General features: G+C 61.2%; 18 protein-coding genes. 7 read left to right on the top strand and 11 right to left on the bottom strand.

From position 1 onward, the window contains the following. Positions 1-72 precede the first annotated feature (72 nt). Entirely contained in the window at positions 73-1,077 is a 1,005-nt protein-coding gene (locus F8N43_RS26945) for an NADP-dependent oxidoreductase (RefSeq protein WP_150636062.1), read from the top strand. Between the two features lie 129 nt (positions 1,078-1,206). Here the strand turns inward: F8N43_RS26945 and pyrF are convergent, their stop codons facing one another. After that, entirely contained in the window at positions 1,207-1,905 is a 699-nt protein-coding gene (gene pyrF / locus F8N43_RS26940; RefSeq protein WP_191623683.1) for an orotidine-5'-phosphate decarboxylase, read from the bottom strand. 293 nt (positions 1,906-2,198) lie between these two features. Here pyrF and F8N43_RS26935 point away from each other — a divergent pair, with 293 nt between their 5' ends. The 3 genes from F8N43_RS26935 (at position 2,199) to xopAW (ending at position 5,091) form a co-directional block, all read left to right on the top strand. Further along, a complete protein-coding gene (locus tag F8N43_RS26935; RefSeq protein ID WP_008029291.1) occupies positions 2,199-2,957 on the top strand; it encodes a response regulator in 759 nt (252 codons plus the stop codon). Then, the gene (locus F8N43_RS26930) at positions 2,957-4,006 is read left to right on the top strand and encodes a sensor histidine kinase (protein WP_150634132.1); all 1,050 of its coding nucleotides are present in this window, start codon (positions 2,957-2,959) and stop codon (positions 4,004-4,006) included. Before F8N43_RS26935 ends, F8N43_RS26930 begins: the two co-directional genes overlap by 1 nt. Positions 4,007-4,242: 236 nt before the next feature. Then, positions 4,243-5,091, top strand: a complete 849-nt coding sequence (xopAW, locus tag F8N43_RS26920; protein WP_150654599.1) for an EF-hand domain-containing protein — start codon at positions 4,243-4,245, stop codon at positions 5,089-5,091. Positions 5,092-5,132: 41 nt separating this feature from the next. Here the strand turns inward: xopAW and F8N43_RS26915 are convergent, their stop codons facing one another. From F8N43_RS26915 to F8N43_RS26870, 10 genes are all read right to left on the bottom strand, one after another. Continuing rightward, positions 5,133-6,188, bottom strand: coding sequence for an AI-2E family transporter (locus F8N43_RS26915; RefSeq protein ID WP_150634135.1), 1,056 nt, complete (start codon positions 6,186-6,188; stop codon positions 5,133-5,135). 70 nt (positions 6,189-6,258) lie between these two features. Beyond that, positions 6,259-7,065, bottom strand: a complete 807-nt coding sequence (locus F8N43_RS26910) for a DUF4892 domain-containing protein (protein WP_150634136.1) — start codon at positions 7,063-7,065, stop codon at positions 6,259-6,261. A gap of 8 nt (positions 7,066-7,073) precedes the next feature. Next, positions 7,074-7,733 carry a glutathione S-transferase family protein gene (locus F8N43_RS26905; protein WP_150634137.1) on the bottom strand — a complete coding sequence of 220 codons (660 nt, stop codon included), beginning with the start codon at positions 7,731-7,733 and terminating at the stop codon, positions 7,074-7,076. A 50-nt stretch (positions 7,734-7,783) separates the two neighbouring features. Continuing rightward, on the bottom strand, positions 7,784-8,638 hold the full coding sequence (locus F8N43_RS26900; RefSeq protein WP_150634138.1) for an alpha/beta hydrolase: 855 nt from the start codon (positions 8,636-8,638) through the stop codon (positions 7,784-7,786). After that, positions 8,635-9,441, bottom strand: a complete 807-nt coding sequence (locus tag F8N43_RS26895; RefSeq protein ID WP_150654598.1) for an alpha/beta fold hydrolase — start codon at positions 9,439-9,441, stop codon at positions 8,635-8,637. The genes F8N43_RS26900 and F8N43_RS26895 overlap by 4 nt, the downstream gene beginning before the upstream one ends. Positions 9,442-9,590: 149 nt before the next feature. Further along, positions 9,591-10,034, bottom strand: coding sequence for a hotdog fold thioesterase (locus F8N43_RS26890; protein WP_150634140.1), 444 nt, complete (start codon positions 10,032-10,034; stop codon positions 9,591-9,593). Positions 10,035-10,066: 32 nt separating this feature from the next. Next, the gene (locus tag F8N43_RS26885; protein WP_150654597.1) at positions 10,067-11,734 is read right to left on the bottom strand and encodes an AMP-binding protein; all 1,668 of its coding nucleotides are present in this window, start codon (positions 11,732-11,734) and stop codon (positions 10,067-10,069) included. Between the two features lie 210 nt (positions 11,735-11,944). After that, positions 11,945-12,397: a phosphohistidine phosphatase SixA gene (gene sixA / locus F8N43_RS26880; protein WP_150634142.1), complete on the bottom strand. Its 453-nt coding sequence runs from the start codon at positions 12,395-12,397 to the stop codon at positions 11,945-11,947. After that, a complete protein-coding gene (locus F8N43_RS26875; protein WP_150634143.1) occupies positions 12,394-12,741 on the bottom strand; it encodes a DUF4389 domain-containing protein in 348 nt (115 codons plus the stop codon). Before F8N43_RS26875 ends, sixA begins: the two co-directional genes overlap by 4 nt. A 31-nt stretch (positions 12,742-12,772) precedes the next feature. Next, positions 12,773-13,798 (bottom strand): NAD(P)H-dependent glycerol-3-phosphate dehydrogenase, encoded by a 1,026-nt coding sequence (locus F8N43_RS26870; protein WP_150634144.1) that lies wholly within the window; start codon positions 13,796-13,798, stop codon positions 12,773-12,775. A gap of 196 nt (positions 13,799-13,994) precedes the next feature. On the opposite strand from F8N43_RS26870, the gene F8N43_RS26865 reads away from it, so the two are divergent. Genes F8N43_RS26865 through F8N43_RS26855 form a run of 3 tightly spaced genes read left to right on the top strand, consistent with a single transcriptional unit; the run spans position 13,995 to position 18,949 of the window. Further along, entirely contained in the window at positions 13,995-16,118 is a 2,124-nt protein-coding gene (locus tag F8N43_RS26865; RefSeq protein WP_150636072.1) for a TonB-dependent receptor plug domain-containing protein, read from the top strand. Beyond that, a complete protein-coding gene (locus tag F8N43_RS26860) occupies positions 16,119-17,051 on the top strand; it encodes an ABC transporter substrate-binding protein (protein WP_150634146.1) in 933 nt (310 codons plus the stop codon). Then, complete coding sequence (locus F8N43_RS26855; RefSeq protein ID WP_150636074.1) at positions 17,048-18,949, top strand: ATP-binding protein; 1,902 nt, start codon at positions 17,048-17,050, stop codon at positions 18,947-18,949. Before F8N43_RS26860 ends, F8N43_RS26855 begins: the two co-directional genes overlap by 4 nt.

Raw genomic sequence — 18,949 nt, 5'->3', positions numbered from 1 at the left:
CGCATCAGCCAAACTTGCGGGGCGGTCCATGAAGGTCTATCAACAAGGCTTCATTCATCTTGAGTGCCTGTCATGACTACCCAGACCAATCGCCAGTTCCTGCTCGCCAAACGTCCGGTGGGCGCGGCGACCCGCGAGACATTTACCTATCAGGAAGTACCGGTCGGCGAACCGGCCGCGGGTCAGATCCTGGTCAAAAACGAATACCTGTCCCTGGACCCGGCCATGCGTGGCTGGATGAACGAGGGTAAGTCCTACATCCCGCCGGTCGGTATCGGCGAAGTCATGCGCGCACTGGGTGTAGGCAAAGTCGTGGCGTCCAACCATCCGGGGTTTGCGGTCGGGGATTACGTCAACGGCGCCCTGGGTGTGCAGGATTACTTCCTCGGCGAGCCGCGAGGCTTCTATAAAGTCGATCCGACACTGGCGCCGCTGCCACGTTACTTATCCGCGCTGGGCATGACCGGGATGACGGCCTACTTCGCCCTGCTCGATGTCGGCGCACCGAAGGAAGGTGAGACCGTGGTGCTGTCGGGTGCTGCGGGAGCGGTGGGCAGCATCGCCGGGCAGATTGCCAAGATCAAAGGTTGCCGCGTGATCGGTATCGCGGGCGGCGCGGACAAGTGCAAGTTCCTGATCGACGAACTGGGTTTTGACGGCGCCATCGACTACAAAAGCGAAGACGTCGCCGCCGGCCTCAAGCGCGAATGCCCGAAAGGGGTGGACGTGTATTTCGACAACGTCGGCGGCGACATTCTCGACGCCGTGCTGAGCCGTCTCAACCTGAAGGCGCGGGTGGTGATTTGCGGCGCCATCAGCCAGTACAACAACAAGGAAGCGGTCAAAGGGCCGGCCAACTATTTGTCGCTGCTGGTAAACCGCGCACGCATGGAAGGCTTTGTGGTGATGGACTACGCCGCGCAATTCGCCGCAGCCGGGCAGGAAATGGCCGGGTGGATGGCCAAGGGGCAGCTCAAGAGCAAGGAAGATATTGTTGAAGGGCTGGAGACGTTCCCGGAGACGCTGATGAAGTTGTTCAGCGGCGAGAATTTCGGCAAGTTGGTGTTGAAGGTTTAACGCACTACCTGGCGGCAACAATACCCTGTGGGAGCGAGCTTGCTCGCGATGACGGACTGGCATTCACAACCAATGCTGAATGTTATGGCCCCATCGCGGGCAAGCCCGCTCTCACAGGTTTAGCGGCGTTTAGGCGATTTCGGCTACTACGGCAGCCAACGCCTTGGCCGGATCCGCCGCCTGGCTGATCGGACGGCCGATCACCAGATAATCGGAACCGGCATCCAACGCCTGACGCGGCGTCAGAATGCGGCGCTGATCGTCCTGAGCGCTGCCCGCCGGGCGAATACCCGGGGTCACCAGTTGCAGCGACGGGTGAGCCGATTTCAAGGCCTGGGCTTCCAGCGCCGAGCACACCAGACCGTCCATCCCGGCTTTTTCCGCCAGCGCAGCCAGGCGCAGCACTTGCTCCTGAGGCTCGATGTCCAGACCGATACCGGCCAGGTCTTCACGCTCCATGCTGGTCAGCACGGTCACGCCAATCAGCAGTGGTTTCGGGCCGGTGCGCTGATCGAGTACTTCACGGCAAGCCGCCATCATGCGCAGACCGCCGGAGCAGTGCACGTTGACCATCCACACGCCCATTTCCGCTGCGGCTTTTACCGCCATGGCCGTGGTGTTCGGGATGTCGTGGAACTTGAGGTCCAGGAACACTTCGAAACCTTTGTCGCGCAAGGTGCCGACGATTTCCGACGCGCAGCTGGTAAACAGTTCCTTGCCGACTTTGACCCGGCACAGTTTCGGGTCCAACTGGTCGGCCAGCTTCAGTGCGGCGTCACGGGTGGGGAAATCCAGGGCGACGATGATAGGAGTCTGGCAGACGGACATGTGCGGGCTCTCAGGCAGGACGAAATCGGCGCGCATTGTAGCGGAACCAGCGCGGCTGCGGGACCCGATGATCGGTAAATCGTCGTCGGCGCTCAGCCAAGACTAGCCCTTTCGCCGATTGTGTCGAGACCGATACACACAGGACACGCCCGCAACACCCTTCCCCGCTACCCTCGGCAGCCGCAACACGTCCTTACAGCACTTCCCGCCTCCGGGCCGGACGCCTATGCTGAAGCCACAACCTCGCAGCCCATCTTTGTGGTTGGCAGCCTACCTGGCAGATGAACGCACGCATGCACAACACCCACGCCCCTGTGAACGACGATCAAAAAGCGCCCGGCGACGACAAACGCTGGAGCATTCGCGCCCTGATCGTCGACGATGACGTCCCGATCCGCGAACTGATGATCGACTACCTGGCCCGGTTCAACATCCATGCCAGTGGCGTCACCGATGGCGCGGCCATGCGCCTGGCGCTGCAAGCGGAACATTTCGACGTGGTGGTGCTCGACCTGATGCTACCCGGCGAAGACGGTCTGTCGCTGTGCCGCTGGTTGCGCGCCGAATCGGACATTCCAATCCTGATGCTCACCGCGCGTTGCGAACCCACCGACCGGATCATCGGCCTGGAACTGGGTGCCGACGATTACATGGCCAAACCGTTCGAGCCGCGAGAACTGGTGGCGCGGATTCAGACCATTCTGCGTCGGGTGCGCGACGACCGCACCGAACAGCGTGCGAACATTCGCTTCGACAATTGGCGCCTGAACAGCGTGCTGCGCCAGTTGATTGCGGCGGATGGCCTGGTGGTGCCGCTGTCCAACGCCGAATTCCGTTTGCTGTGGGTGTTCATCGAACGTCCGCGCCGAGTGCTCAGCCGCGAACAATTGCTGGACGCGGCACGCGGTCGCTCGATCGAAGCCTTTGATCGCAGCATTGATTTGCTGGTTTCACGCCTGCGCCAAAAACTCGGGGACGACCCGAAAGCCCCACAGTTGATCAAAACCGTTCGCGGCGAGGGTTACCTGTTCGACGCACGAGACATCGGCTGATGCGTGCGCGCTTCGATACGCTGTTCGGTCGCCTGTTTGGCGTGCTGCTGTTGGCGATCATCCTGGCGCATCTGCTCGCGTTTGCCTGGTTTCACCATTACGGCCCACCTCCGCCGCCGCCACCGCCCGAGTTCTCCCAAGGTGTCGACGGACAACGCCCACCGCCGGACGCGCGTTTCGACAACCGACCACCGCGACCCTGGTTCGGTGGGCCGCTGGTGCCACTGACATTCCAGCTGATTTCGCTGATCATTGCCGCCTGGTACGGCGCCAAACTGCTGACCCGGCCGATCCAGCGCCTGAGCGACGCCGCCGAGCGCCTCAGCGAAAACCTCGACAGTCCACCACTGGATGAGTCCGGTCCACGGGAGGCCAGGCAAGCGGCCTACACCTTCAACCTGATGCAAAAACGCATCATCGAACAGATGCAGCAGCGCTCGCGAATGCTCGGCGCGGTTTCCCATGACCTGCGTACGCCGCTGTCACGCCTCAAGCTGCGGCTGGAACAGATCGACGACGACAGACTGCAAGGCCAGATGCGTCAGGATCTGGACGACATGATCAGCATGCTCGACGCCACCCTCACCTACCTGCACGAGCAGCGTACCAGCGAGGCACTGCAGTGGATGGACGTGCAGGCGCTGGTCGAATCCTTGAGTGAAAACGCCCAGGACCAGGGTTGCGATGTCCAGGCCAGCGGCCATTGCGCACCGTTGCAAGTGCAGCCGATGGCCTTGCGCTCGTGCCTCAACAATCTGCTGGATAACGCGCTGCGCTATGCCGGGCAGGCGCAAATCGCGCTTGAAGACAATCGCGAACATCTGGTGATCCGGGTCATCGACCACGGACCGGGGATTGCAGCAGATAAACGTGAAGCGGTGTTTGAACCGTTCTTCCGTCTGGAAGGTTCGCGCAACCGCAACTCCGGCGGTGTCGGTCTGGGCATGACCATTGCCCGCGAGGCGGCTGAACGGCTGGGTGGTCAATTGACGCTGGAAGAGACCTCCGGTGGCGGTTTGACCGCAGTGATCCGCTTGCCCCGCGCCTGAGCCTTACATCTATCTCCTTGTGGGAGCGAGCCTGCTCGCGAAAGCGGTGGGTCAGTCACTATCAATGTTGAATGCTCAACCGCTTTCGCAAGCAGGCTCACTCCCACAGGATCTGTGGCAAACATGGGATCTGTGTGTACCACTCGGTACAAACCCCACACACCCAAGACAACTTGCTCCTTGAGGCTGCATAAGCCGGTGCACCCACCGGTTTTCCATTCCAGGGAGTGAGCCCAATGATCGGTAGCGTCAGCAACTACACGAGCTATACCAGCACCACCACAACCACAACCAACAATGCTCGCAGCCAGCAATTCCAGAAAGAATTGCTCACCAGGCTCGACACCAACAGCGACGGTTCGGTAGATCAGGACGAGCTCACCAGCGCTCTGTCACAGAAAACCGAGGACGGTCTGCTGGTCAGCCTGAGCAAGAATTTCGCCGACCTGGACAGTGACGACAGCGGCAGCCTGAGCAGCGAAGAAATGACCGCGATGGCGCCACCGCCAGCGCGGCCGCGTGATCAGGCACCGGACACCGAACTGGCCGACGCGCTGATCAGCGCACTGGACGCCGACAGTGACGGTGCCATCAGCAGCGATGAACTGAACAACGGCCTGACCAGCGCCGGCAGCAGCGCCGACAGCACAGAGATCTTTTCGGCGCTGGACAAAAACGAAGACGGCGTCGTCAGCAAGGATGAACTCACCGCCGGCCTCGCTCCGCCACCACCGCCGCCGCAACAGGCGTCCAGCGACGAATTGTTCAGTCAACTCGACGCGAACAGCGACGGCAGTGTCAGCGACAGCGAATTGAGCAGTGCGTTGCAGGCGAGCAGCACTTCAACCACCAGCAGCGACACCAGCGCCGCGTTGCTCAAGGTGCTGGACAGCGACAGCAGTGGCGGCGTCAGCAGCGACGAGTTGGAAGCCGCGCTGCAAGCCGGTCGCGAGAAAAACAGCAACAGCGCCACCGATCAGGTGAACGTGACTGAAGCGCTGAACAAAATGATCGCCAACCTGAGCAAGCAGTACTCGCTCGACAAGGTGGCGACGGTGGGCAAGTACCTGAACGTCACAAGCTGACCCTGCAGGAGCCGGCTTGCCGGCTCCTGCAATGATGGTGTTCACGGTCGGCGATCTTCCACCCGCGCCTGACTCTTGCTCCAGTCGGTCAACAGGCTATACGCCACGGCCAGCAACGTCGGCCCGATAAACAGACCGATGAACCCGAATGCGATCAGCCCGCCAAACACGCCCAACAGCACGATCACCAACGGCAAATTGCCGCCGCGACTGATCAGGTAAGGCTTGAGCACGTTGTCGACGCCACTGATGATGAACGTCCCCCAGATCCCGAGGAACACCGCCATCCCGTACTCACCTTTCCAGGCGAGCCACGCCGTGGCGGGAATCCACACCAAGGGTGGCCCCATGGGAATCAGGCTCAGCAAGAAGGTGACGATGCCCAGCACCAACGCGCCAGGCACCCCGGCAATCAGGAAGCCGATCAGCGCCAACACCGCTTGCGCCGCCGCCGTCCCGATCACACCGTTCACCACCCGCTGCACCGTCCCCGCCACCAGTTCGATGTAGTAACCAGCACGATCACCGATCAACCGTTGCAGCAGCCCATGGACAAACGCTGCCAGACGCGGCCCGTCCCGGTAGAAAAAGAATACGAACACAATGCTGAGTGTCAGCTCGAGAATGCCGCCGCCAATCTGTGCACTACGCGCCAGCAACCAGTTGCCGACCTGTCCCAGATAAGGTTTGAGCGACACCATCATCGCCGCGCCCTGCTGATCGATGCTGTTCCAGATCACCACCAGACGCCCGCCTACCAAAGGAATACTGCCCAGCCAGGTGGGCGCTTCAGGCAAGCCATCCATCTGCACGTCCTTGATGAACGCCGTGGCGTCGCGCACATGGTCCGCCAGGTTGAAACCCAGCCACACCAGCGGCACCGCCACCAGCAACATCCAGCCGAGAGTCAGCAATGCCGCCGCCAGAGATTCTCGCCCATTGAGCCAACGGGTCAGCAAACGCATCAGTGGCCAACTGGCGAACGCCAGCACCGCGCCCCAGAACATGGCCGACCAGAACGGAGCCATCACCCAGAGGCTCGCGCCAAACAGCACCAGGAGCAGGATCTGCACCAACAGCCGATCGTTATTGATCATCCACGTCTCGAAAAAAGTCAGTCAGCCAATAGAGTAGGCGAACGCGGCAAGCACGTTCGCCTGCCACAGCTTACCGCAACAGCTCGATGTGCAGGCCAGAGCCTTCGACGCTACCGGTTTCCATCCTGGCCGTCCGCACGCCCTGGCCGATCAGGGCCTGACGCCAGGCTTCGGCCTTCGGCCCGGAAACACTGACCCGCAACGTGGTGTCCAGATTCAGTCCACGAGAGATCAGGCGCAACCAGGTATCGTCAGGATCACCGGTCAGCTTGGGAAAATCGAGCTCACCGGTGCTTTTGAGCTCTCGAAGCAAGGTGGCGGAAGTCGGCAGCAAATCACCCAACGGAGCGGCGGCGTCGAATTGCTCGACGTGCAGATAGGCTTTGCGGTTGCCGCGAGTGATGCTGTAAAGCGCCACCAGGGTGTTGTCCCGCGGCGCCGCCAGACGCAACAGCAAATACGCCTGCTGATCGTCGGCTCCATAGAGCTTGGCATTGCCGAAGACCTCATTGGCCCACAGGCTGCTCTCGCCACAATCGCGGGCCTGGCACCAGAACAGCAACTGGGCGTCCTGCTTCTGCAAGGCTTCCCGAGCGGCAGTGAAGGCTTCGGTGGAGGAATGCTCCGCAGGCAGCTCGTAGGTCACCGAGGTGGTTTGGCCGCGGGCGCTGACCTGACCGTCGAAGCGCAACTGCCCGCTGATCTTGCGGATCGAACCCAGCGGGTAGATCCGCTCGAATTCAGCCGGCGGGCGATAGTCGACGATCTGCGAATCGGCCAGCCGCGGCACGATCGGCAGGTCCTGACTGCCCGGCACATCGGCGGCAAACAACAAAGGACTGAAACAACACAGGGCCAGCAGGCTGATGGAGCGCATGGAAAGACTCATCGGATCAGCATGGCCTGGGCACCCTTGACGACGCTGGCATCGTCAATGCGTTCGGGCACCAGCAACCCTCGTTGCACCGCCGGGCGCGCCTCCATTGTCGCCATCCAGCGTTGCAAGGCCGACAAGCCGTCCACTGCTACCCCGGACCACTCGTGACCGCGGACCCACGGATAGGTCGCGATGTCGGCAATGCTGTATTCGCCCGCCAGGAACTCTACGTCTTGCAGGCGCGTGTCGAGCACTTCATACAGGCGACGGGTTTCATGCTGATAACGGTCAATGGCACCCTGGAGCTTTTCCGGAAAGTAACGGAAAAATACGTTGGCCTGGCCCTGCATCGGACCGATTCCACCCATCTGGAACATCAGCCACTGCAACACCACCGAACGCCCCTTCGGGTCCTTGGGCAACAGCTTGCCGCTCAGTTCTGCCAGATAAATCAGGATGGCGCCGGATTCGAACACGGCAAAATCGCCGTTGGCGCGGTCGACAATCGCCGGGATCCGGCCATTGGGGTTGATCTTGAGGAAGTCCGCGGACTTCTGTTCCTTTTTGTCGAAACTCAGGGCGTGCACCGTATAGGGCAGGCCGAGTTCCTCGAGCACGATAGAGACCTTGTGGCCATTCGGGGTCGCAGCGGTGTAGAGATCTATCATGGTTGTCTCCCATTTCAACCCGACCAGCCTCGACAGTTGCCCGACGCAAGTCAAGGAGCGGCGAAGAACCGATTGAAACAGTCTGCGACAAGGTCGGCACCGGGTTCGTCATTCAGGTGCAAATGATGACCGCCAGGCAGCTGTTCACGGCTAAAGGGTAGACGGTCCAGCAACTCTGGATGTTTGGCGAGCATGCCGTCAGCGGCGACGACCAGCAGTGCGGGACAACTGACGCGCTGGACGAAGGCCATGGCTTGTTCGGAAGTAAGACGCAGCGGCGATGGCAGCGTCAGACGGTTATCGGTACGCCAGGTGTAACCGCCCGGCACCGGCATCAAGCCGCGTTGCGCCAGTAATTCGGCAGCTTCGCGACTGACCGCTACCAGGCCTTTCATGCGCGCTTCGATGGCGCGATCAAGGGTGGTATAGACCGGTTTGCGTTTCTCCTGCAGATCCAGTTGCGCTTGCAGGGCCATGCCCATGCGCTCGGCAGCGTTTTCGCCTTTGTCTGTAGGAGGAATGATGCCGTCGATCAAGGCCAGGTGCGTGACCCGCTCAGGAAGCGACCCGGCGATGATCAACGAAGCGATCGCCCCCATGGAGTGTCCCATCAGTGCGAAACGCTTCAAGCCAAGCTGTTCGGCAACTTGCAGCACGTCATGGGCGTAATCCCACATCGCGTAACCGGCACCCGCTGGACGATGCCCGGAATGACCGTGGCCGGCCATGTCCAGCGCGATGATGCGCAACCCCTTGAGCTTCGGTGCCAGCCGGGCAAAGCTGTTGGCGTTGTCCAGCCAGCCATGCAAGGCAATCACCGGCAAACCGTCCTCGGGGCCGAACAAGTGCGCTGCCAGCTCAATATGCGGCAGGCTCAGGCGAACTTCTTCGACGGTATGGCTCATGCGCAATCCTGCTGATGGCGAGCGTCCCAGCGGTTGAACAGGTTTTTCAGCAGCGTGGCGGTGTCTTGGGGACGTTCGAGAGGAAACATGTGGCCGCCGGGCATGGTCAGGAATTCACCCAACGGCATGCGTCCGACAGAACTGGCGTGATGGCGCATCACCACGCGGCTTTTGTGCCCGCGCACCACCGCCAGCGGCACTTTCAATTGCCGTGCGCGACCGGGGCTGGTGTGGGGCACGCCCCGGTAGATGCTGATTTCCGTGGCGGGGTCGAAACGCAGACGCAGTTTGTCGCCGACCTTATGCAAACCGTGTTGCAGGTAAGCATCAAAACATTCCGGATCGAAACCGCGGAACAGGGTTTTATCGGCGAAATAACGCCGGGCACTCTCGATATCGGCGAACTCTTCGCGCCGCCCCAGCGTACGACCGGCCGGGGTCAGGCGGTCGATAAAACCGAAACGTTTGGCAGCGCGGATCACCCATTGATCGGTGCGGGTCAGCACCGGCGAATCGAGCATCACCACGCCGCGATACAGCTCGGGACAGCGCAACGCGGCGTGTAGATGCAGCACGCCACCGAAGGAGTGGCCTACACCCCACACCGGTTCCGCCTGTTGCTTGAGGTGATGAATCAGCTCGTCCACCAGGTTGTGCCAGTTGTCATCCGCCGGGAAACGCGGGTCATGGGCATGCTGCTGCAAATGGGCGACCTTATACTCAGGCGCCAACGCCGCGAACAGCTTGCCGTAGGTTCCCGAGGGAAACCCATTGGCGTGGGCGAAAAATATCTGCTGCGACATACCGGCAAATCCATAAGCGAGAACAGGCGTTGATTGTCCGTAAGACGACGTCCCGCAGCAATGACCGTAACTGCCAGGAAAGATGACAGTCCGGTCATGCCGGTGTTTCAGGGAACCTGGCCAGATCCCTCAACAGAACGGGCCGTCAATCAACGGGCCGGCGGGTTCTCCCCCAACGGTACCACCGCCATGGTCAACCGCGACACACAACTGGCCTTGCCCTCATCGCTGGTCAGCCGAATGTCCCAGACATGCGTCGTTCGCCCGATGTGAATCGCCTTGGCCACCGCCGTCACCCGTCCGCTGCGCAATCCACGCAAATGGTTGGCGTTGATCTCAAGGCCCACGCAGTAAAATTTGCTGGCATCGATGCACAGATAACTGGCCATGGAACCGACCGTTTCGGCCAGCACCACCGAAGCACCGCCGTGCAGCAAGCCATAAGGCTGGTGAGTGCGATGATCGATGACCATGCTTGCCGTCAGGGATTCTTCGTCGAAGGCTTCAAAGCGGATATCCAGCACTTCGCCGATGGTGTTTTTCTGGATTGCGTTCAACTGCTCGATGTTGGGAGTGGTACGCCACAAACTCATTGCACACATCCTTTGTTGGTTTTATTCGTGACTCAATCCTGCCACAGCACCGCTTCGCTGCGCTCGCTCCATTCTTCGAACCGGGGCCCATAAGCCGCTTCGATCACATTGCGCTTGATCTTCAGGGTCGGCGTCAGGAAGCCGTTTTCCACGGCCCAGCTGTCTTTGACGACAACCAGCCGACGCAGCCGCTCATGTTTATCGAGGGCGCCGTTGACCTCTTCGAGAAGTTTTTCCAGGCTTGAATGCAGGCCTGCACGCGCGGTTCCACCGGCGTCCTGCTGCCCGACCGCCGAGAGCACGCACAACCCCAGCGGCGCGCTCAACCCATCGCCGACTACACAGACTTGTTCGATGCGTGAATGCACGGCCAAACGATTCTCGATCGGCGCCGGCGCCACGTACTTGCCTTTGCTGGTCTTGAAGATTTCCTTCAGGCGTCCGGTCAGGCGCAAATAGCCTTCGGCGTCCTGTTCGCCCTTGTCACCGGTGCGCAGGAAACCGTCCTCGGTGAGGGTGTCGGCGGTTTTTTCCGGCTCCTTGAAATAGCCGAGCATGGTCGCGCCACTGCGCACCATGACTTCGCCCGATTCGGCGATCCGCACTTCAACCTCCGGGCAGGGCTTGCCGATCCAGCCCGGCTTATTGTCGCCGGGCCGGCCGATGTGGGAATAGCCGCAGCTCTCGGTCATGCCGTAGACCTCCAGCACGTCCAGTCCGAGTTTGCGGTACCACAGCAACAACGTCTGCGGCACCGGCGCCGCGCCGGACAACGCGACGCGCAAGGCGTCCAGCCCGAGCCCGGCGAGCACTTTGTGCCCTACCCGCTTGCCGATGAAGGGCAGCCCAAGCAGGAAGTCGAGGCGTTTGGCCGGGATCTTGCCATACACGCCCATCTGGAATTTGGTCCAGATACGCGGCACGCCGAACAGCGCGGTCGGCCGCGCCCGCTGCAAATCAGTAAGAAAGGTGTCGAGGCTCTCGGCAAAGAATACGGTTTGCCCGGTATAGATCGACGCCAGCTCGACGAACATGCGTTCGGCGACGTGGCACAGCGGCAGGTAGGACAGCAACCGATCCGACTCATTGAGGCCGAACAACTGCGTGCCACGGGTGGTGGCAAACCCCAGATTGCCGAAGCTGTGCATCACGCCTTTGGGCATGCCGGTGGTGCCGGAGGTGTAAATGATGGTCGCCAGTTGCTCGGCGCAAGGCTGGGGGTCGTCCTGAATCGGTGAGCAGGCTTGCAGGTCGGCCCAGCTGAAATCGAAGTTGCCCGGTGGGTGCAACGGCAGGCTGATGGTCGGCAGGTCGGGGCTGACGCCGCGGGACATGCCCGGCCAGTCATCGAGTTTGCCGATGAACGCCAGCGCCGCTTCGGAGTGTTCGAGGACTTGCGCGACGGAGTCGGCGGTGAGATTCGGGTACAACGGCACCGACACATGCCCGGCCATCCAGATCGCCAGATCGGCGATGATCCAGTGTGCGCAGTTTTTCGAGATCAGGGCGATGTGGCTGCCTTGCGGCAGTTCCCGGGCGCGCAGCCAGTGCGCGGCGCAACGGGCCTGGTGACCGACGTCTTCCCAGGTCAGGGTTTCGACCTGGCCACCGCCCGTGGGCTGAACCAGAAAGCGCTGGCGGGGATGACGGGCTTCGCGCTCGTAGAAGACGTCCAGCGGCAAACGAAAAGCAGCAGACATGCGACTCGCTCCTTTATTTTTGGTCTGGAGCAAGCGTAGTCAACCAAGCGGTTGCTTGGTTGACTATTTCATTACAAAAAATCAGTAACGCCACCGCTCCTGTGGGAGCGTGGCTTGCCCGCGATGCAGGCACCGCGGTGTATCAGGGAAACCGAGTAGATATCATCGCGGGCAAGCCACGCTCCCACAGTAGAACGAGGGCACCTGAGGCTACGGGTGCTTGATGCCGTTGAGCTTCATCGCGCCCGCCAGCGGCAAATCACCCTCCAGTTCCGCCAGGCCGGCGGTTTTCACCGCTTCGGGTTGTTGTACATGACCGTGTTGCAGGTAACCCAGCAAATTGCCCACCAGTGGGTTATGGCTCACCAGCAACGCGTAATCCACCGACACCAATTGCTCTGCCACCGCTTGCGGGCGGTTATCGGGGGTCAGCCATTCGACGGTGCGAATGTCCGGCTGAAAACCCAGTGCTTCACGCACCAGCTCGGCCGTCTGCTGAGCACGCAGATAAGGACTGGCATAGATAGCCGTGATCGGCTGACCGATCAGCTCGGCAGCACTGCGCAGCGTCTCTTCACGACCGTGGGCGGTCAGTGCCCGTTCGGAGTCCGGACGCGAGCCGTAAGGCTCGGCCTCACCATGACGCAATACCCAGAGTTTCATAGCTTGGGTTCCTCATCTCGGACCGGATGCGGTGCAGGCGCCACGACGTGGGGCGCTTCACCTTCCGGTGTACGCGGCGTCGGCCAGTCGGCGAACGGCCAGGGTTTCTGGTCGCTATGAAACGTGCCGAAACGACCGATCTGCGCCAGGAACTGGCTCAGGCTGTCGCCGAAATTCATCAGGCTGGCGCTCGGGGCGCCATAGAACAAACGATAGATCAGTTGCACCAGCACCACGGCGCCGAGGATGAACTGCGCCACCTGCCAGACCAGCAGGAAGACGATCATCCACAACACCCGCAGCAGGATGGATTCGTACTTGGCTTCTGTTTTCGGATCGTTCATGTGCAACTCCCTGCTTTTCTGGAAAGCGTGATCAGTTGAAACCGCTGGTGGAAATAAAGTCGACGTCGGTTTTCGGTTCGCCGCGCATCAGTAATTCAATCACCTGATTCAGCGTGCGCCCTTCGAACAGAATCGCGTGCAGCCCGGCGACCAGCGGCATGTACACGCCCACTTCCTGGGCCTTGGCCTTGAGCACTTTCAGGGTATTGACGCCTTCCGCGACCTCGCCCAGCCGCGTCACCGCGTCTTCCAGGCTCAAACCCTGGCCGAGGGCGAAGCCGACTTGATAGTTGCGGCTCTTGGGCGACGAACAGGTCACGATCAAATCACCCACCCCCGCGAGCCCCAGGAACGTCATCGGGTTGGCCCCCTGATTCACGGCAAAGCGAGTCATTTCCGCCAGCGCCCGGGTGATCAGCATGCTCTTGGTGTTTTCGCCCATGCCCAGCGCCACCGCCATGCCGGCGATGATCGCGTAGACGTTTTTCAGCGCCCCGCCCAACTCCACGCCGAAGCGGTCGGCGCTGGCGTACACGCGAAAGGTACGGCCGTGCAGCGCTTCCTGAACCCGCTGGCAGAGTTCTTCGTCTTCGCTGGCGACCACGGTGGCAGTCAGGGCGTGTTCGGCGATTTCACGGGCCAGGTTCGGCCCGGACAGCACACCGATGCGCGCTTGCGGGGCGATCTCTTCGAGGATCTCGCTCATCAGTTTAAACGTGTGGGCTTCGATGCCTTTGGTCAGGCTGACTAGCAGCTTGCCGCTCAAACGTTCGGCGTGCGGGGCCAATACCGCGCGCAGTGCGCTGGACGGCAGCGCAACGAAACACAAGTCGCAAGCCTCCAGTGTGGCTTGCAGGTCCGTGACCGCTTCCACTCCCGGGAGAATCTTGATGCCTTTGAGGTAACGCGGGTTCTCGCGATTGACCCGAATGGCCTCGGCTTGCTCGGGGTCACGCATCCACTGCCGGACCTGATGCCCGTTCTCGGCCAGCAGATTAGCCACGGCGGTACCAAAACTTCCGCCTCCCAGGACCGCAATTGGGCGCTGTTCAGTCATATGCAATCCGTTAATCCATACCAGTGGCGATGTCGGCATTATACGGAGCGGCCCAGTGGCGACCAGCCCTCGCGTCAATTACCGACACTTGTAGAAAGAAGACTGATAAAACCGAGGAAAATGCCGGCATCGTGACTGAAAAAGTCGACCCGCTCGGTTAACATGCGCGCCCGTCAATCGCTATCAAGGATGTGTTGTGTCGTTTGGCCCCGCTGCACCTCGCTCACCGCTGGTTCTGGCGCTGATATTCAGCCCGCCATTGCTGGCCGACGACCTGTTTCTCGACAACGAGCCGCTGCCGCAAGTGCTGACGGCTACGCGTCTTAAACAGTCGCCGGCGGAAGTTCCGGGAAGCATGACGGTGATCGACAGCGAACTGATCAACGCCAGTGGTGCCCGCGACATCAGCGAATTGCTGCGACTGGTGCCGGGGATGATGGTCGGCAATATCAGCGGCAATCAGGCGACGGTGAACTATCACGGCACCAACGCCAGCGAAGCGCGGCGCATGCAGGTGCTGATCGACGGCCGCTCGGTGTACCGCGCCGGCCTGGCCACGGTCGACTGGAGCGACATTCCGGTGGCCATGGAAGACATCGAGCGCATAGAGGTTTTCCGCGGCCCGAACACGGTCAGCTATGGCGCCAATGCGTTGATGGCAGTGGTGAACATCATTACCCGCAACCCGGCCGACAGCCACGGTACGCGGCTCAAAGTCACCCGTGGCCAGCGCGGCATCGATGACTTTTACGCCAGTCAGGGTGTGGATTGGGACGGTGGCGACCTGCGCCTGTCGCTGTCCGGCCAGCAGGACGACGGCTTTGACTCGGACCGCAGCGGCGCCGATTACCGCGACAGCCGCCGCTTGAACCGCTTCAACCTCGCCGTCAGCCAGACGCTCAACGAACAGCAAAGCCTCGATTGGCAATTGAATGCCAAGGACGGGAGCAACCAGCGGCCTTATACCTACCGCCCGGTGTTCTCGGGGATTACCGCCGCCGGGAACAATTCCGACGTCGTGGCCAAGGACTACGCCGGCTCCCTGCGCTGGAACCTCGATGTAAATCCTGATCACAGTCTTTATATTCAGGGCTCGGCCCAGCATTGGGATCGTCAGCAAACCTGGCGCGCCTGCGACGCCGAGGTCTCGTTCAGCCCTGAACTGACCGAGCTCTGGCAGCTCAATCCGAATTACACCGAACGCCTGGCGCGCAACATTGCGCGTTACGTCGGCTCCGGCGCACCCTCCGGCACGTCGGCGGAACAGGCCTTGGCCAATAGGGTGCTAGACCAGTGGCGCAACGGCGCCCGACAAACCCTGTGCGGTGACATTGACCAAAGCACCCGCGAATCGCGCTACGACCTCGAACTGCAAGACACCCTCAGCCTGTCCGACAGTCTGCGACTGGTCAGCGGCCTGAACTATCGTTACGACCGGGCAGATTCCGAGACTTACTTCAATGGCACACTCGACGACACGACGTGGCGCGCGTTCGGCCAGCTCGAGTGGCGCGCCAGCGACCACTGGTTGCTACAGGGCGGTGCGATGTTCGAAGACACGCAATTGATCGGCAGCTCGCTGACGCCGCGAATGGCGGTCAACTACCTGATCACGCCTCGCCACGGTTTGCGCGCGGTGTATTCGCAAGCCATCCGCTCGCCGGACATGTTCGAGAACAACGTCAACTGGAGTTACCGGGTGACCAACCTGCAACCCGCTGCGTATGGCCAGAACAGCGCTCGTTACTTCGTCAGGACCCGCGGCCCCGGCAATCTCGACCAAGAACACATGCGTTCACGAGAACTGGGCTACAACGGCTACTTCGCCGAATGGGGACTGGCGGTGGACGTGAAGGTGTTTCACGACGAAATCACCAGCATGATCAGCGAGCCGCTGCGCAACAATCAGTACATCGCCAGTAACGGCAACCGCTCGCGTTTCACCGGCACGGAAACCCAGCTCGACTGGCGCCTGAGCAGTGCCGACCGCTTGCGCCTGACTTACGCCTACGTCGATGCCGAGGCGAGCAATCCGCTGGATGCGCAACAGACCGCGCGCAACAGCGGCTCCGCCGGCTGGCTGCGCGATTGGGGCCACGGCTGGAACAGCGCGCTCTTCTACTATGGTGACGACGCGTTGAACGGCTATCGCTTCGAGCGGGTCGACACGCGCATCGCCAAGCGCATTGGCCTGGGCAAAGCCAACCTGGAACTGGCCGGCGTGCTTGCGCAGCGCCTCGACAATCAGCCCTCGACGTTCATCGACAACCGCTACGACCAACGGCGAGTGCTCTACTTCAGCGCGGAGATGGCGTTCTAAATGTTGCGCTCTCTATCACGGATGATGCCAAACCCTGGCCTGCTGCTGGCCGGGTTGTGCCTGGTGGTTGCCGGGGGGTTGGGCAGCCTCTCGGCCAGCGCTGCCGAGATTCTGCTGGCCGGTGCCGACGACAGCGCGGGCATGCAGTCTTTCGCCCAGGCCCTGAGCGACTTGCGCCCGGCTGACAACGTGCGCTTTCAGCCACTGGCCAATCTGCCGACGCCGGACAAATTGCCCGACGGCACCCGGTTGATTCTGCTGGACCTGCCGAGTCTCGACTGGCGCCTGCAAGACACCCGAGGCCCGGCGACGTTGGTGCTGCGCATCAGCCGGCTGCAAGCCCGCCAACGCCTCGGCGCGAACTTGCCGGCACATTTGAGCCTGTTGTGGAGCGATCCACCGCTGGATCGGCAATTGCGCCTGACCCGAATCCTATTGCCTGAGGTCAAACGGGTCGGGGTGCTTTACGACAGCCACAGCGAATTTCTCTTGGACGAACTGCGCGAGATCGCCAGGCCCCTGGGATTGGAAATCGTCACCGAGCGCTGGGACAACACCCATGACAGCCGACCGTTGCAGGCGCTGCTGAAAAACAGTGACGTGCTGCTGGGCCTCGACGATCCCGACCTGTACAACCCCAAAACCGCGAAAAACCTGCTGCTCAGCAGCTACACACGGCAAATCGCGCTGATCGGTCCCAACGCCGGGTTCGTCAAGGCCGGAAGCCTGGCCAGCACCTACAGCGATCAGAGCGACTGGCTGGCGATTCTCGACGATCTGCTCGACCAGCCACCGGCCACCTGGCCGCGCACGCACTACGCCAATCGCTTCAAAGTATTGAGTAACCCGCAAGTGGCTCGCTCTTTAGGTATTGAACAGATCAATGAAGCGTTGGTCGCAACACAGTTGGCCGAAGGAGAAAGCCGCCCATGACTTTTCATCGTCGTTGGGACATCAACACGCGAACCCAGATCATCAGCCTCGGCCCTGCCCTGCTGCTGACCTTGCTGCTGATCAGCTTCTTCACCTTCGTGCGGATCCAGGACCTGCGCCAGGAGCTCAATCACACCGGTCAACTGATCGCCAACCAACTGGCGCCGGCCGCCGAATACGGGGTAATTTCCGGCAACAACGAGGTGCTTGAAAGTTTGCTCAAAGCCACCCTGGCGACACCCAATGTGCGCTTTCTGGAAGTCCAGGACAGCGCCAACCGGATTCTGGTGTACGTCGAGCACCCCTCGGAAACCCACACCCGCTCGCAACAGGTTGAAGTGTTCCAGGCGCCGGTGCGCTTGCAACGCATCGCGCTGCACAATGATTTCTTTCAGGGCAGTAAAGCCGCCATCACCGTCCCCTCCGAGGATTATCTGGGCCGGGTCATCGTCGGTCTGTCGAATGACGCCTTCAACAAGCGCCAACAGGAAATCCTCTTCAAGGCCGGCATCCTGGCGTTGTTTGCGCTGCTATTTACCTTCCTGATCGCCCGGCGCCTGGCCGGCAGCCTGTCGCAGCCGATCCGCGACATCGGCAACGCGGTCAAGGCGATCCAGAGCGGTGACTACAAAACGCCGCTGCCGATTGTCGACGACACCGAACTCGGCGCGCTGTCGCAACACATCAACAACCTCGCCAGCGGCCTCGAACAGGCCAGCCGCGAACAGCATCAGGCGATGGCGCAGTTGATCCAGACGCGCGAAGAAGCGGAAAAGGCCAACAACGCCAAGTCGGATTTCCTGGCGATGATGAGCCACGAACTGCGGACACCGATGAATGGCGTGCTCGGCATGCTGCAACTGCTGGAAACCACCGACATGACCGAGGAGCAGGTCGAGTACGCGGCGCTGGCCTCGGAGTCCACCGAACACTTGCTCAAAGTCATCAACGACATTCTCGACTTTTCGCGCATCGAACGTTCGGAGCTGGAACTGGAGCACATCCCGTTCAACCTCGCCGACCTGATCAGCAGTTGCGCCCAGTCCTTCTCGCACAGCGCGGTGCAGCGTGGGCTCGACCTGGCGTTGCTGATTCCCGAGGATATGCGTGCATTGCAGGTTCAGGGCGACCCGACACGTATCCGGCAAATCCTGGTGAACCTGGTGGGCAATGCGCTGAAGTTCACCGAGCAGGGACGCATTACCATCGAACCGCAGTGGCAGTCGCTGGATCACGAACTGTTGTGGTTTACCTGCACCGTGCGCGACAGCGGGATTGGTATCTCGGCCGAAAGCCTGGAGCTGATGTTCAACGCGTTCCAGCAGGCCGACAGTTCTATTTCAAGGCGTTACGGCGGCACCGGGCTGGGACTGCCGATCGCCCGCACCCTGGCGGAACGCATGGGCGGCACCTTGCGTGCCCAGAGTGAGGAAGGTCGCGGCTCAGTGTTCACCCTGGAAATCCCGCTGGCCCTGTATAAACAGAAGCTGCCGGTACTGACACCCCGCATACCGACCGGCAGCGGCGATGGTGAAGGGCGCAATGTGTTGTTGGTCGAGGACAACCCGGTCAACCAGACCGTGATCGAAGCAATGTTGCGCAGTCTGGGCTTTACTGTCAGCGTCGTCACCGACGGCGTTCAAGCGGTGCGAAGTGCCGAAAGTCTGATTTTCGAAGCGATTCTGATGGACTGCCGACTGCCGATCATCGACGGCTACGAGGCCACCCGCCAGATCCGCCAATTGCCCGGCTGTACCGACCTGCCGATCATCGCGCTGACCGCCAACGCCTTGCAGGGCGACCGCGAAGCCTGTCTATCGGCGGGAATGAACGATTACCTGGCCAAGCCCTTCAAACGCACTGATCTGCAGCAGATTCTGCAGCGATGGGTGCAGTAG

It is taken from the genome of Pseudomonas fluorescens (assembly GCF_902498065.1).
Lineage (GTDB): Bacteria > Pseudomonadota > Gammaproteobacteria > Pseudomonadales > Pseudomonadaceae > Aquipseudomonas > Aquipseudomonas fluorescens_BJ.
Note: the sequence above shows the minus strand (reverse complement) of the source record. Positions and strands in the feature narration are given on the sequence as shown.